Source organism: Microbacterium sp. zg.Y909 (assembly GCF_024626565.1).
Genome location: NZ_JANJFJ010000099.1, coordinates 1 through 13,858, shown reverse-complemented (window position 1 = coordinate 13,858; position 13,858 = coordinate 1). Strand labels below are relative to the sequence as shown.

The following is a 13,858-nucleotide window of genomic DNA, read 5'->3' as shown; positions in this document are numbered from 1 at the left end:
TCGAGGCGCCGTACGTCAGCACGACCGCCATCTGCAGCACGGTCTTGATGCGGTTGCGGATCTGCTCGGCGGTGGCGCCGGCGAACGTCTCGGCGCAGTCCCCGCCCTGCAGCAGGAACGCGTTGCCAGAGGCGGCGCGGGCCAGCCGCTCACGCAGGTTGTCGACCTCACCGGCGAACACCAGCGGGGGCAGCGTCGCGATCTCGCTCGAGACGGCGGCCACGGCATCCGGGTCCGTCCAGAGAGGCTGCTGCTTGATCGGCAAGGCGCGCCAGGCGTCGAGGGGGTCGGTCTGCGGGAGCATCAGGCCAGTCTATCGACGCGCCACGGACGCCAGCGCCGTGTGACAGCGCCATGTGACAACGCCGCGAGGCCCCGTCAGCGCGCCGAGCCCGCGCGGCTCTTGACCGTCGACGCGTACACGTCGTCGTAGCGCTGCTCGCCCAGGCGCTGCAGCGCGACCATGATCTCGTCGGTCACCGACCGCAGCACGTAGCGGTCGCTCTCCATCCCCCGGTAGCGCGAGAAGTCCAGCGGCTCCCCGATGACCATCCCGACACGGCCGACGCGCGGGATCGTGCGGCCGATCGGCATGACGGCATCGGTGTCGACCATCACCACGGGGATGACTGGCACACGTGCTTCCAGCGCCATGCGCGCGATGCCGGTACGGCCGCGATACAGCTTGCCATCGGGGCTGCGCGTGCCCTCCGGGTAGATGCCGAGCAGGTCACCGCGGCCGAGCACCTGCAGGCCGGTGTTGAGCGACGCCTCCGAGGCCTTGCCGCCGGTGCGGTCGATGGGGATCTGACCGGTGGCCTTCATGAACATGCGGGTCGCCCACCCTTTGACCCCCTTGCCGGTGAAGTAGTCGCTCTTGGCCAGGAACGACATCGGCCGGTCGATCATGAGAGGGAGGAAGACCGAGTCGCTCACCGACAGGTGATTGCTGGCGAGGATCGCCGCACCCTCACGGGGGATGTTGGCCCGGCCCACGATCCACGGTCGGAAGATCGCTTTGACGACCGGTCCGATCACGATGTACTTCATGAGCCAGTAGAACACCGCTACGCGCTCCTGCCCGCGAGGTCGGCGACCCCGATGAGACCGGCGTCGTTGCCCAGCTGCGCGATGACGAAGTCGGCGACGGGTCGCTCGCCGTAGCCGGGAAGCGATGTCTCGTACGCCAGGCGCACCGGCTCGAGGAGCGTCTCGCCCAGCTGCGCCACTCCCCCGCCGATCACGAAGACCTCGGGGTCGAGCACCGCCTGGATGCCGCCGCAGGCTTCGCCGAGAGCAGTGGCGACTCTGCGCAGCGCCTCGACCGCGCCGGGGTCGTCGGCGAGCACGAGGCGCGAGATGGCGGGACCGGCGAGCGTGCCGTTCTCTTCGCGAATCTGCGCGAGGGCGGCGCCCATGCCGCCGGCGTCGGTGTCGGCGATCTCGTTCGCCTCCCGCTGCAGCGCGCGCCCCGAGGCGTACTGCTCGAGACAGCCGTTCTGGCCGCAGCCGCACAGGCGCCCGTCGCGCATGAACCGCATGTGGCCGAGCTCGCCGCCGATGCCGTGGCCGCCGTAGGCGAGCTCACCGCGCGACACGATGGCGCCGCCCACACCGGTGCCGAGCGTCAGCATGACCATGTCGCCCACGCCCCGGCCTGCGCCGAAGCGGTACTCGCCCCATCCCGCAGCGTTCGCGTCGTTCTCGATCGTGACGGGGCGGCCGATGCGCCGTTCCAGGTCCGCGCGCAGCGGCTCGTTGCGCCACGCGATGTTGGGCGCGTGATAGACGACCGACCGCGTCTTGTCGATGAAGCCCGCGGCGGCCACCCCGACGGCTGCCACCTCGTAGGACTGCGCGAAATGGCGGGCCATGTCGGCCACGGCATTCGCCAGCGACTCGGTGTCGACGGGTGTGTCGACTCGCAGTTTCTCGACGACGTTGCCGGCGTCGTCCACGACGCCTCCGGCGATCTTCGTCCCGCCGATGTCGATCCCGACCTTGAGCACGCGGCATCCTTCTTCCCGCCGCTGCCGGTGCGCAGGGCGTCTTGAAGTCTACTGCGCCGCCGCACAAGTCACCCGGAGCGCGACGCGCATGACGTTACACTCGGTTTCGGCGCAATAACCCGATTTTCGTTCGGTACCGAAGGAGTTGCCGTGGTCCAATTCGAAGTTCCCGCGATCGTCCCCGCTGATCCGCAGGGAAACATCAGTGATCTGCTCGCCGATCGGGTGAAAAGCACCCCCGACCTGGCACTGTTCGCCGTTCCCGACGGAGACGGCTGGCGCGACATCACCGCCGCCGCGTTCGAGAAGGAGGTCATCCGCCTTGCCAAGGGCCTGGTGTCCGCCGGCATCGAGCCCGGAGACAAGGTCGGCTTCCTCGCACGCACCACCTACGAATGGTCGCTCGTCGACTTCGCGATCTTCTATGCCGGCGCTGTCATGGTACCGATCTACGAGACCAGCTCGGCCGCGCAGATCCAGTGGAACCTCACCGACTCCGGCGCCATCGCCTGCATCGTCGAATCCACCGACCACGCCGCCCGCCTGGCGGAGGTCCGCGACGAGCTTCCGCTCATCCGCGACACGTGGACGATGGAAGCCGGTGACCTCGACACCCTCCGCGCCGCGGGCGCATCGGTCTCGGACGAAGAGATCGAGCGTCGTCGCAACCTCGCCGTCGGCGCGGACATCGCCACGCTGATCTACACCTCCGGATCAACGGGTCGCCCCAAGGGCTGCGTGCTCACGCACAGCAACTTCGTCGAGCTCTGCCGAAACTCCGCCAAGGCGCTCAGCGAGGTCGTCGCCGAGCCGGGCGCGTCGACGCTGCTGTTCATCACGACGGCACACGTGTTCGCACGGTTCATCTCGATCCTGAACGTCCACGCGGGTGTGAAGACGGGCCACGAGCCCGACACGCGCCAGCTGCTGAAGGCCCTCGGCAGCTTCAAGCCGTCGTACCTGCTGGCCGTGCCGCGCGTGTTCGAGAAGGTGTACAACTCCGCCGAGCAGAAGGCCGAAGCGGGCGGAAAGGGCAAGATCTTCCGCGCCGCCGCCCACGCCGCGGTGGAGCACTCCACCCTGCTGCAGGACGGCAAGAAGATCCCGCTGGGTCTCGCTCTGAAATTCCGCCTGTTCGACAAGCTGGTCTACGGCAAACTGCGCGACGCCATGGGTGGCCGCGTCAAGTACGCCGTGTCGGGCTCGGCACCGCTCGGCCCTCGCCTGGGACACTTCTTCCACAGCCTGGGTGTGACGATCCTCGAGGGCTACGGCCTCACCGAGACCACGGCGCCGGCGACGGTGAACCTCGCCACCAAGTCGAAGATCGGCACGGTGGGCCCGGTGCTTCCGGGTGTGGGCGTGCGGCTCGGCGAGGACAACGAGATCGAGGTGCGCGGCATCAACGTCTTCAAGGAGTACTGGCGCAACCCCGAGGCCACGGCCGAGGCGTTCCACGACGGCTGGTTCAAGACCGGCGACATCGGCTCCTTCGACGAGGAGGGCTTCCTCACGATCACCGGCCGCAAGAAGGAGATCCTCGTCACCGCGGGCGGCAAGAACGTCGCCCCGGCCGCACTCGAGGACCCGATCCGGGCGAACCCGATCGTGGGCCAGGTCGTCGTCGTCGGCGATCAGAAGCCGTTCATCGGCGCCCTCGTGACGCTCGACTCCGAGATGCTGCCCACATGGCTCGCGAACAACGGCATGGACGCCGGCATGACGCTCGCCACCGCGGCGAAGGACCCGAAGGTGCGCGCCGAGGTGCAGAAGGCGATCGACACCGCCAACTCGCACGTGTCGCGCGCGGAGTCCGTGCGCAAGTTCAGCATCCTCGACAGCGAGTGGACCGAGGCCAGCGGTCACCTGACGCCGAAGATGTCGATCAAGCGCAACGTGATCCTGGCGGACTTCGCCTCGCACATCGAGGATCTGTACGCCGTTCCGGTGACCACGACCAACGTCGCTCTCGGCGGCTGACTGCTCCACCGCTGACGCAAGAAGGCCCGGGGATCGATCCCCGGGCCTTCTTGCGTGGTGCCGTTGTTGCCCGCAGCACGCGGTGGGCGTCAGAACCAGCTGGACTCGCGCACCTCGCGCATGGCCGCGCGGCGCTCTTCGGGCGTGAGTCGATCGAGGTAGAGCATGCCGTCGAGGTGGTCCGTCTCATGCTGCAGCGCCTGCGCGAGCAGGCCGTCGCCTTCGAGCACGACCTCGTTCCCGTCGAGGTCGATCCCGACGGCCTTGGCGTGTGGATGCCGGACGGCGTCATGCCACAGGCCGGGGACCGACAGGCATCCCTCGCCCATCGGCACCGCCTCGCCCGAGACCTCCACCAGCCGGGGATTGAGGATGTAGCCGATGTCGCCGTCGATGTTGTAGCTGAAGGCGCGCAGGCCCACGCCGATCTGATTCGCGGCGACGCCGGCACGGCCCGGGAGCGCGACGGTGTCGAGCAGGTCCCGGACGAGTGCGCGCACGCCGTCGTCGATGTCGTGGATCGGTGCGCACGCCGACCGCAGCACGGGGTCGCCGAACAGGCGGATGTCGCGGACGGCCATCAGACAGCGGGCGCGAGGTCGCGCAGGCCCTCGACGACGGTGGCTGCCAGCTCACGCGCCGCCGCGCGCGTCGTCGGGTGCAGCTCGCGGAACGAGATGGCACTTCCGGCGGCGATGTGCGGGTCGTACGGCACGTGCACGACGGAGCGCACGCGCGAGCGGAAGTGGGCCTCGAGCTCAGCGGGACGCACGAGCGGCGCTCCCGGGCGGCTCGCGTTGAGCACCACCACGGCGTTGCGCGCCTTGTCGGCGTGGCCGTTGGCTTCGAGCCATGTGAGCGTCTCGGATGCCAGGCGCGCCTCGTCGACGCTGAGACCCGTCACCACGATGATCTCGTCGGCCAGCTCCAGCGTCGCCCCCATGACGGAGTGGACGATGCCGGTGCCGGTGTCGGTGAGCACGACCGAGTAGTAGTGGGCGGCGAACTGCGCGACCTCGTTGTAATCCTCGTCGTTGAAGGCTTCCGAGACGTGCGGGTCGGTGTCGGATGCCAGCACGTCGAGCCGGGTCTCGTCGCGCACCACGATGTCCGACAGATCGTGGTAGCCCGAGATCTCCCCGCGGCGGCGCACCAGATCGCGCACCGTCTTTCGGCTGGGGTGACCGATCCGGTCGGCCAGCGTGCCCCGGTCGGGATTGGCGTCGACGGCGATGATGCGGTCGTCACGGGCGTCCGCGAGGGCCATGCCCAGCAGCGTGGTGATGGTGGTCTTGCCGACGCCGCCCTTGCGTGAGAGCACCGGGACGAACTTCGCGTTGCCGGTGAGCGTCGCCGCGATGCGGCGGTCCAGCTCTTTGCGCTCACGCGCGCGGCGGCCGTCACCGAGGTTGATGCGATGGCGAGACAGGGAGTACAAGAGGTGCTGCCAGGTGCCTTCCGGTTCGGGCCTGACCACGTGGTTCGGATCGAGCAGACGGTCAGCGGTGAGCAGCTCGGCGGACTCGCGTCCGGGCTCGATCTCGCCGAGGCGGCGGGGGGCGAGCTCCGCGCTGCGCGCCCGCATGCGCTCGGCCGTGCGCGGGTGCGCCTCGTCCATGGTGCGCGCACGCCGGGCAGCGGCAGTCGACGCGGACGATGTCGCGACGACACCGGACGGAGCGACCGCGTCGGCAGCGGACGCAGAGCCGGTGACGGCACCGGACGTGGGTGCGTCGACGGCGCCCGTGGCCGGCTTCGCGACGGCAGCGGCCGTGGGCGCAGTGACGCCGCTCGTGGCGGGGGCGGTGACGCCTGCGGCGGCGGGGGCGGCATCAGACGCCGCGGCATCCCCCTCGGTCGCGCTGGCGGCCGTCGTCGGCGCGACGACCTCGTCGGCGAACTCCTCGTCGTCAGCGAGCTCCTGGAATGCCGAGCGGTGCAGCTCCCCGGTGTCATCGTCGACCGTGACGTCCTCTGCGGCGACGATGTCGACGTTGCCGGTGGCGGGGGCGGTGGCCGGGGCGAACCCGATGGGGACGAAGCCCTCGTCGATCACGACGCCGTCATCGACGGCCTCGTCGTCGTCATCGTCGTCGTCATCGTCGTTCGAGGGGAGCACAACGTCGACCCGGGCCGTGGCGGCGCCGAGGACCCCGATACCGGTGGTGTCCAGGTTCGCGCCGTCGGCGAGGACGCCGTTCTCGGGCTCTTCGTCGTGGGTCGGGTCGTTGCGCTCGGGCGTCACAGCTCACTCCAAGTAGGGTTCGGGCCAGCTGCGCCCGCCCTGACAGGCTACTCGGAGGGGCGGACGACGGCCAAAAGGTCTCCGGCCTCCACCTGCTGGGTCCCTGACAGCGCCAGCCGCTCGATGACCCCGTCCACCGGGGAGGTGATCGCCGCTTCCATCTTCATGGCCTCGATCGACGCGATCGGCTGGCCTGCGGTGACCGTGTCGCCCTCCTGCACCTTGACCGTCACGACGCCCGAGAACGGGGCTGCCACCTGGCCGGGCTTGGAGGTGTCGGCCTTCTCCGCCTGGCGGTGTGCGACGTCGATCCCGCGGTCGCGCACGAACACCGGCCGCAGCTGGCCGTTGAGGGTCGTCATGACCGTGCGCATGCCCTTGTCATCGGCCTCGCCGATGGCCTCGAGGCCGACGTACAGCTGCACGCCCCGCTCGATCTCCACGACGTGCTCGGTGCCGGACGCCAGGCCGTACAGGTAGTCGACCGTGTCCAGCGCGCTGAGGTCGCCGTAGGTGTCCCGAACCTCCTGGAAAGCGCGCGTCGGCCCCGGGAAGAGCAGCCGGTTGAGGGTGCGGCGGCGCGTGGCCGCATCGCCCTCGAGCGCGGCGGCGTCGTCGGCAGCCAGCTCCGTCACCCCGATCTTGACCTCGCGGCCCTGCAGCACCTTCGTACGGAAGGGCTCCGGCCATCCGCCCGGCAGCTCGCCGAGCTCCCCCGCCATGAAGCCGACGACCGAGTCGGGCACGTCGTACTTCTGCGGGTTCGCCTCGAAGTCGGCTGGGTCCGCCTTGACGGCCGCGAGGTGCAGCGCGAGGTCGCCGACCACCTTCGACGACGGGGTCACCTTCGGGATACGGCCGAGGATGGCGTCTGCCGCGGCGTACATGTCCTCGATGAGCTCGAAATCGTCGGCCAGCCCCAGCGCGATCGCCTGCTGGCGCAGGTTCGACAGTTGACCGCCCGGGATCTCGTGCTGGTAGACCCGTCCCGTGGGCCCGGGCAGGCCGGACTCGAACGGACGGTACAGGGCGCGGACCGCCTCCCAATAGGGCTCGAGGTCGCTCACCGCGGACAGGTCCAGTCCGGTGTCGCGTTCGGTGTTCGCAAGCGCGGCGACCAGCGCCGACAGCGAAGGCTGGCTCGTGGTGCCCGACATCGGCGCGGCGGCGGCGTCGACGGCATCCGCGCCCGCGGCACTGGCCGCGAGCAGGGTGGCGAGCTGACCTCCGGCGGTGTCGTGCGTGTGCACGTGCACCGGCTGGTCGAACCGCTCGCGCAATGCCGACACGAGACGCGCGGCGGCGGCGGGACGAAGCAGCCCCGCCATGTCCTTGATCGCCAGGATGTGTGCGCCGGCATCCACCATCTGCTCGGCCAGGCGCAGGTAGTAGTCGAGCGTGTAGAGGTCCTCGCCGGGGTTGAGCAGGTCGCCGGTGTAGCAGAGGGCGACCTCGGCGACGGCACTGTCGGTGGCGAGCACCGCGTCGATGGCCGGACGCATCTGCGACACGTCGTTGAGGGCGTCGAAGATGCGGAAGATGTCCACACCGGATGCCGCGGCCTCACGCACGAAGGCGTCGGTGACGGCCGTGGGGTACGGGGTGTAGCCGACGGTGTTGCGCCCGCGCAGCAGCATCTGGATCGCCACATTCGGAAGGGCGGTGCGGAGAGCGTCGAGGCGCTCCCACGGGTCCTCGCCGAGGAAGCGCAGCGCCACGTCGTAGGTGGCTCCGCCCCAGGCCTCCATCGACAGCAGCTGCGGGGTGAGGCGGGCGACGTACGGTGCGGCGGTGACGAGGTCCTTCGTGCGCACCCGGGTGGCCAGCAGCGACTGGTGGGCGTCGCGGAACGTCGTCTCGGTGACGGCGAGGGCCGTCTGCTCGCGCAGCGCCTTCGCGAAAGCGGCGGGGCCCAGTTCGAGCAGCCGCTGGCGCGAGCCATCGGGAGCGGGCGTGGTGAGGTCGAGCGCCGGGAGCTTGGATGCCGGGTCGACCGTGACCGGGTTCGCGCCGTTCGGGCGGTTGACGGTGACGTCGGCGAGCCACCCCAGGATCTTCGACCCGCGGTCCTTGGACTCCCTCCCCTTGGCCAGGTGCGGCCGCTCGTCGATGAACGACGTCGAGAGGTCGCCGGCGACGAACGCGGGGTCTTCGAGCACCGACTGCAGGAACGGGATGTTGGTGGACACCCCGCGAATGCGGAACTCGGCCAGCGCGCGGCGGGAGCGCAGGACGGCGGCTTCGAAGTCGCGGCCGCGACAGGTGAGCTTGGCGAGCATGGAGTCGAAGTGCGGGCTGATCTGGGAGCCTGCGGCGGTGGTGCCGCCATCCAGGCGGATGCCGGCGCCGCCCGGCGAGCGATACGTGGTGATCTTGCCGGTGTCGGGCCGGAAGCCCTGCGACGGATCCTCGGTGGTGATGCGGCACTGCAGCGCGGCGCCGCGCAGGCGGATGTCCTCCTGACGCAGGCCGAGCTCGTCGAGGGTCTCCCCCGCCGCGATGCGCATCTGCGCCTGCACGAGGTCGACGTCGGTCACCTCTTCGGTGACCGTGTGCTCGACCTGGATGCGCGGGTTCATCTCGATGAAGACGACCTCGCCGGTGCGGGGCCCTGCCGTCTCGAGCAGGAACTCGACCGTTCCGGCGTTCTGATAGCCGATCGACTCGGCGAACGCCACGGCGTATCGGTGCAGCGACTGGCGCACGTCCTCGTCGAGGTTCGGCGCCGGCGCGATCTCGATGACCTTCTGGTGGCGTCGCTGCACCGAGCAGTCCCGCTCGAACAGGTGCACGGTGTGGCCGGCCTTGTCGGCCAGGATCTGCACCTCGATGTGGCGGGGCCGCTGCACGGCCTGCTCGAGGAACACCCGGGCGTCACCGAACGCGCTCTCTGCCTCGCGCATCGCCTCGGCCATGGCGGGGGCGAGCTCCTCCGGCTTCTCGACTCGTCGCATCCCCCGCCCGCCGCCGCCGGCGACGGCCTTGACGAAGATGGGGAAGCCGATCTCCTCGGCCTCGGCGAGCAGCGCGTCGACGTCGTCGGATGCCTCGGTGGAACGCAGCACGGGCACGCCCGCGGCGACCGCGTGGTGCTTGGCGGTCACCTTGTTGCCGGCCATCTCGAGCACTTCGGCCGGCGGGCCGATGAACGCGATGCCGGCCGCGGCGGCCTTCGCCGCGAGCTCGGGGTTCTCCGAGAGGAAGCCGTAGCCGGGGTAGATGGCATCCGCCCCGCTCTCGGTCGCCACGCGGATGATCTCGTCGACGTCGAGGTAGGCGCGCACGGGATGCCCCTGCTCGCCGATGCGGTACGCCTCGTCGGCCTTCAACCGGTGCAGCGAATAGCGATCCTCATAGGGGAAGACGGCCACGGTCCGTGCGCCGAGTTCGAAGGCCGCGCGGAATGCCCGGATGGCGATCTCGCCTCGGTTCGCGACCAGGATCTTGCGGAACATGCTCACCTCACGTGGGATGACCGGGGCGCGCATCGCTGGACGCCGGAATGCCTGAGTGTGCTCACAGCCTAGAGGACGGTAACGTAGACCTCCGTGCACGTACTCTCCGTCAGTTCGCTCAAGGGCGGGGTCGGCAAGACGACGGTCACGCTAGGGCTCGCATCCGCTGCGTTCGCTCGCGGCGTCCGCACCCTCGTCGTCGACCTCGACCCGCAGTCCGACGTATCGACGGGGATGGACATCCAGGTCGCCGGTCGCCTGAACGTCGCCGATGTCCTCGCCAATCCGAAGGAGAAGGTCGTCCGTCAGGCGATCACCTCCAGCGGGTGGGCCAAGGTGCATCCCGGCACGATCGACGTGATGATCGGCAGCCCCTCGGCGATCAACTTCGACGGCCCGCACCCGAGCGTGCGCGACGTCTGGAAGCTCGAGGAGGCGCTCGCGACCATCGAGGCGGACTACGACCTCGTGCTGATCGACTGCGCGCCGTCACTGAACGCGCTGACGCGTACGGCGTGGGCGGCATCGGACCGCGTGATCGTGGTCACCGAGCCCGGGCTCTTCTCCGTCGCCGCCGCCGACCGCGCGCTGCGGGCGATCGAAGAGATCCGCCGCGGACTGTCGCCGCGGCTGCAGCCGCTCGGGATCGTGGTGAACCGCGTGCGTCCGCAGTCGATCGAGCATCAGTTCCGCATCAAGGAGCTGCGCGACATGTTCGGTCCGCTCGTGCTGTCGCCGCAGTTGCCTGAGCGCACGTCGCTGCAGCAGGCGCAGGGTGCCGCGAAGCCGCTGCACATCTGGCCCGGCGACTCGGCGCAGGAGCTGGCGGCCGACTTCGACGCGCTGCTGGACCGCGTCATGCGGACGGGTCGCATCGCCGACCCCGCTGAGGCCCGCGCCTGACCCCTCCGCCGCTGCTGACGAGTGAGTATTCGTCGCGCCGAGCGAGTATTCGTTGCGCCAATGATCCCCGCGGCAGGCATGTGGCGGCCGCGGTCGGAGACAACGGCGGCCACGAGGCTACGTAGTCGGTCGCGAATCTCGACGCGCGCGACCGCGAACGTGAATACTCACTCGCGAACGCGAATACTCACTCGCGAGGGTCAGGCGGTGCGCTTCGCGCGGCGAGCGGCGAGCTCGTCGAGGGAGTCCGGCGCCTGCGCGTCGAAGTCCACCAGCGTCGACTCGACCTCGCGAAGCACCTTGCCCACGGCGATGCCGAAGACGCCCTGTCCGCGGCTCACGAGGTCGATGACCTCGTCGTTCGAGGTGCACAGGTATACCGACGCACCGTCGCTCATCAGCGTGGTCCCGGCCAGGTCGCGGATGCCGGCTGCGCGCAGCTGGTCGACCGCGGTGCGGATCTGCTGCAGCGAGATGCCGGTGTCGAGCAGGCGCTTCACGAGCTTGAGCACGAGGATGTCGCGGAAGCCGTACAGCCGCTGCGATCCCGACCCCGACGCTCCCCGAACCGTCGGCTGCACGAGTTCCGTGCGCGCCCAGTAGTCCAACTGCCGGTACGTGATGCCGGCGGCGCGCGCCGCCTGCGCTCCGCGATAGCCGGCTTCGTCGTCCATCTGCGGAAGTCCGTCGGTGAACAGGAGGTCGGCGAGGAACGGCTGCCCGTCGGCCGCTTCGTCAGCGGTCATGCTCGTCTCCTCAAATGTTCGGTCGGTTCTTCCACGCTAGAGGAGCCGAGGGGCACCTTCAATGACATCCGCTTCCAGACGTCGGCGTGTCGCGCTACGGCGTGATTCTCTCGAGCGCCGTCTGCACGAAAGCGACACGCAGCTCGTCCAGCCGGCGCACGAGTTCGGGTGCCAGCTCACCCGCACGGGCGCGGGCGTTGGTGTCGCTGCGACGCAGCATGGGTGCCAGCGCCGTCTCGACCAGGGCGACATCGCGCTCGGCGTTCTGGCGCAGCGAGCGCAGGTGGCGGGGCTGGATACCGTGTTCTGCCAGCCCGGCCAGCGCGCGCAGCAGCGTCAGCGCGCGCTCGTCGTAGCTGTCTGCACCGGCCAGCAGACCCGCGGTGATCGCGTCGCCGAGCAGCCCGGCCTCGGCGCCGGCTGCGGCGATGAGCTCGTCTCGCCGGTATCGGCGCGGGGTGGCCGTGATCGACGGCGGCATGAGCGCGCCGACGTCGTGACCGGCGTCGCGCTCGTCGAGCACTTCGCGGATGCGCTGCAGCGGCATGTAGTGGTCACGCTGGAGCGACAGGGCCAGCCGCAGCCGCTCGAGGTCGCCCGGGGAGAACTTGCGGTAGCCCGACTCCGTGCGCGTGGGCGCGACGATCCCCTGCACCTCGAGGAAGCGCAGCTTGCTGCTGGTGAGGGAGGGGAATTCGGGTGACAGCCGGGCCAGTACCTGCCCGATGCTGAGGTAGCCCGCGGGCGCTGAGCGTCCGCGGGGTGAGGCCTGAGCCATCAAGCGCTCGCCGCGCGGTCGACCGGTGCGATGAAGAAGTTGAGCCGGAACTTTCCGATGCGCACCTCGGCGCCGTCCGTGAGGATGGCGCGGTCGACCCGCTCGCCGTTGACGTAGGTGCCGTTCAGCGACCGCTGGTCGACGATCTCGAACGTGAGTCCGGTGCGTGTGATCTCGGCGTGACGGCGCGAGACGGTCACGTCATCGAAGAAGATGTCCGCTTCGGGGTGGCGGCCGATCGTGGCGACGTCGCTGTCGAGCAGGTACCGCGCACCGGCCGTGGGGCCGGAGCGCACCATGAGCAGCGCCGATCGCGACGGCAGCGAGGCGATGGCCTCGAGCTCTGCCTCGGTCAGTTCGCTGCCGAACGGCACGAAAGAAAGGTCCGAGTCGTGACCGAAGGTCTGCGTCGTATCCGACCCGCCCGCAGGGGTGCTCGCATCCGCCGCATTGCGGTGGATGTTTCCGTGCTCTCGACGGTCGTTCTCGTCCACGCTTCCTCCTTGGCGATTCAGCCTAGTGGATGCGCCGTCGGACGCGCAGTCCGGATCGGCGGGTTCGCACCCCCGGGACGGGTGTTTCCGTGTATGTCATCGCGCGTGCCGATGGGCGGGCCTCGACGTAGCGTGGCCTCCATCAGCCCCGGAGAACCAGGAAGGAACCGCGCCATGACCACGCCGCGCAACCACCGCCCGCCCACCGAGGTGCGTGAGCGGACGGCCTGCATGTGCATGCTCGGGCAGCGGTGCTCGGTGTTCGCCCCCGGCCACGCGGTGCACCTCATCCAGGCCCGCCTGGCGTCGGCGACCCCGGCCGAATGGTCGGACGCGATCGTGGACGAGGTGGATGCCGCCGCGGGCACGGTGTCTCTCCGCGCCGTCGACACCGGCGAGTCCGCGATCGTATGGAGCGCGGCGGGCGCGGCGCACGTCACTGAGGTCGGCACCCCGGTCGCCCTCCACCGCCGCTACCAGGTGCTGGCCGTGGGCAGACGGTGGTTCAACGTTGCTCCGATCGGCGGGCACGCCGAGTAGAAGCGTCCGTCCCCGGGACGAACGAAACCGACGGACCCGGAAGGCGTCGGCTCAGACCGTCATCGAGTCCTTGACCGCCTGGCACGCGTCGATGCATGCGCGGCACGCCTGGGCGCACATGCGGCACACCTCGCTCATCTCGGCGTGCGGCAGGCACATGTCCTCGCACGTGGCGCACATCGCGATGCAGGCATCCAACATCGCCACCATCGACGCGGGCGTCATGCCCTGCATCCGCAGCATGGCGCGCATCATCGTGTTGCACATGTCGGCGCAGTTCATGCACGCCGGTGCGCAGTCCATCATCTGCGTCGAACACACCGCACACGCCTGCTCGCACGCCGAACACGCGTCCATACACGCCTGCATCAGCGCCATGTCCATCGTGTCCATGCCGGGAACCGCCGACATGTCCTTCGAAACGGCATCCATCATCCTGGAGTCCATCGCCCACCTCTTATCGTCCGTGCTCGACGAGCAGGGGGCCCGCCTGCCGGTCATGGTAGGACGGCCGGCCGACACGCGGTAGCCCCCGGGTAGGGTCGGAGAGGTGATGCCTTCCCCCACCCGCACCCCCCGCCGAGCCCTCCTGGGCACCCTCACCGCCGCCCTGGGATTGAGCCTGGCCGGTGTGCTTGCGACAGCGGCCCCCGCCGCCGCGCACGACGAGCTGATCGCGTCGGATCCCGCCGACGGGAGCACGGTCGC

Annotated in this window: 14 protein-coding genes; 4 read left to right on the top strand and 10 right to left on the bottom strand. The window is 69.8% G+C overall.

Annotation, left to right across the window (positions count from 1 at the left end; all coding sequences use genetic code 11):
• The 3 genes from NQ160_RS09390 to NQ160_RS09380 all read right to left on the bottom strand — a co-directional run.
• A partial coding sequence (locus NQ160_RS09390; protein WP_257514958.1) for a 3-deoxy-7-phosphoheptulonate synthase occupies nt 1-304 on the bottom strand: 304 nt, incomplete at its 3' end.
• Nucleotides 305-378: 74 nt separating this feature from the next.
• Entirely contained in the window at nt 379-1,065 is a 687-nt protein-coding gene (locus NQ160_RS09385; RefSeq protein ID WP_257514957.1) for a lysophospholipid acyltransferase family protein, read from the bottom strand.
• A 2-nt stretch (nt 1,066-1,067) separates the two neighbouring features.
• A complete protein-coding gene (locus NQ160_RS09380) occupies nt 1,068-2,009 on the bottom strand; it encodes an ROK family glucokinase (protein WP_257514956.1) in 942 nt (313 codons plus the stop codon).
• Between the two features lie 150 nt (nt 2,010-2,159).
• Between NQ160_RS09380 and NQ160_RS09375 the strand changes: the two genes are divergently transcribed.
• Complete coding sequence (locus tag NQ160_RS09375; RefSeq protein ID WP_257514955.1) at nt 2,160-3,989, top strand: AMP-dependent synthetase/ligase; 1,830 nt, start codon at nt 2,160-2,162, stop codon at nt 3,987-3,989.
• An 89-nt stretch (nt 3,990-4,078) separates the two neighbouring features.
• On the opposite strand, the gene NQ160_RS09370 is transcribed toward NQ160_RS09375, so the two are convergent.
• The 3 genes from NQ160_RS09370 to NQ160_RS09360 are packed head-to-tail and all read right to left on the bottom strand — an operon-like array spanning nt 4,079 to nt 9,689.
• Nucleotides 4,079-4,570 carry a peptide deformylase gene (locus tag NQ160_RS09370; RefSeq protein ID WP_257514953.1) on the bottom strand — a complete coding sequence of 164 codons (492 nt, stop codon included), beginning with the start codon at nt 4,568-4,570 and terminating at the stop codon, nt 4,079-4,081.
• Complete coding sequence (locus NQ160_RS09365; RefSeq protein ID WP_257514952.1) at nt 4,570-6,234, bottom strand: MinD/ParA family ATP-binding protein; 1,665 nt, start codon at nt 6,232-6,234, stop codon at nt 4,570-4,572. The genes NQ160_RS09370 and NQ160_RS09365 overlap by 1 nt, the downstream gene beginning before the upstream one ends.
• Before the next feature lie 47 nt (nt 6,235-6,281).
• Complete coding sequence (locus NQ160_RS09360; protein WP_257514951.1) at nt 6,282-9,689, bottom strand: pyruvate carboxylase; 3,408 nt, start codon at nt 9,687-9,689, stop codon at nt 6,282-6,284.
• Nucleotides 9,690-9,782: 93 nt separating this feature from the next.
• Between NQ160_RS09360 and NQ160_RS09355 the strand changes: the two genes are divergently transcribed.
• Nucleotides 9,783-10,592: a ParA family protein gene (locus NQ160_RS09355; RefSeq protein WP_257514950.1), complete on the top strand. Its 810-nt coding sequence runs from the start codon at nt 9,783-9,785 to the stop codon at nt 10,590-10,592.
• Nucleotides 10,593-10,792: 200 nt separating this feature from the next.
• On the opposite strand, the gene NQ160_RS09350 is transcribed toward NQ160_RS09355, so the two are convergent.
• From NQ160_RS09350 to NQ160_RS09340, 3 genes are all read right to left on the bottom strand, one after another.
• Nucleotides 10,793-11,338 carry a MerR family transcriptional regulator gene (locus tag NQ160_RS09350; protein WP_257514949.1) on the bottom strand — a complete coding sequence of 182 codons (546 nt, stop codon included), beginning with the start codon at nt 11,336-11,338 and terminating at the stop codon, nt 10,793-10,795.
• 94 nt (nt 11,339-11,432) lie between these two features.
• Entirely contained in the window at nt 11,433-12,116 is a 684-nt protein-coding gene (gene ftsR, locus NQ160_RS09345) for a transcriptional regulator FtsR (protein WP_257514948.1), read from the bottom strand.
• Complete coding sequence (locus NQ160_RS09340; protein WP_257514947.1) at nt 12,116-12,610, bottom strand: FHA domain-containing protein; 495 nt, start codon at nt 12,608-12,610, stop codon at nt 12,116-12,118. Before NQ160_RS09340 ends, ftsR begins: the two co-directional genes overlap by 1 nt.
• 174 nt (nt 12,611-12,784) lie before the next feature.
• Between NQ160_RS09340 and NQ160_RS09335 the strand changes: the two genes are divergently transcribed.
• The gene (locus NQ160_RS09335; protein WP_257514946.1) at nt 12,785-13,150 is read left to right on the top strand and encodes a hypothetical protein; all 366 of its coding nucleotides are present in this window, start codon (nt 12,785-12,787) and stop codon (nt 13,148-13,150) included.
• 51 nt (nt 13,151-13,201) lie between these two features.
• On the opposite strand, the gene NQ160_RS09330 is transcribed toward NQ160_RS09335, so the two are convergent.
• Nucleotides 13,202-13,543, bottom strand: a complete 342-nt coding sequence (locus NQ160_RS09330) for a hypothetical protein (RefSeq protein WP_257514945.1) — start codon at nt 13,541-13,543, stop codon at nt 13,202-13,204.
• On the opposite strand from NQ160_RS09330, the gene NQ160_RS09325 reads away from it, so the two are divergent.
• The gene (locus NQ160_RS09325) at nt 13,542-13,679 is read left to right on the top strand and encodes a hypothetical protein (protein WP_257514944.1); all 138 of its coding nucleotides are present in this window, start codon (nt 13,542-13,544) and stop codon (nt 13,677-13,679) included. The genes NQ160_RS09330 and NQ160_RS09325 overlap by 2 nt on opposite strands.
• The last annotated feature ends 179 nt before the right edge of the window (nt 13,680-13,858 follow it).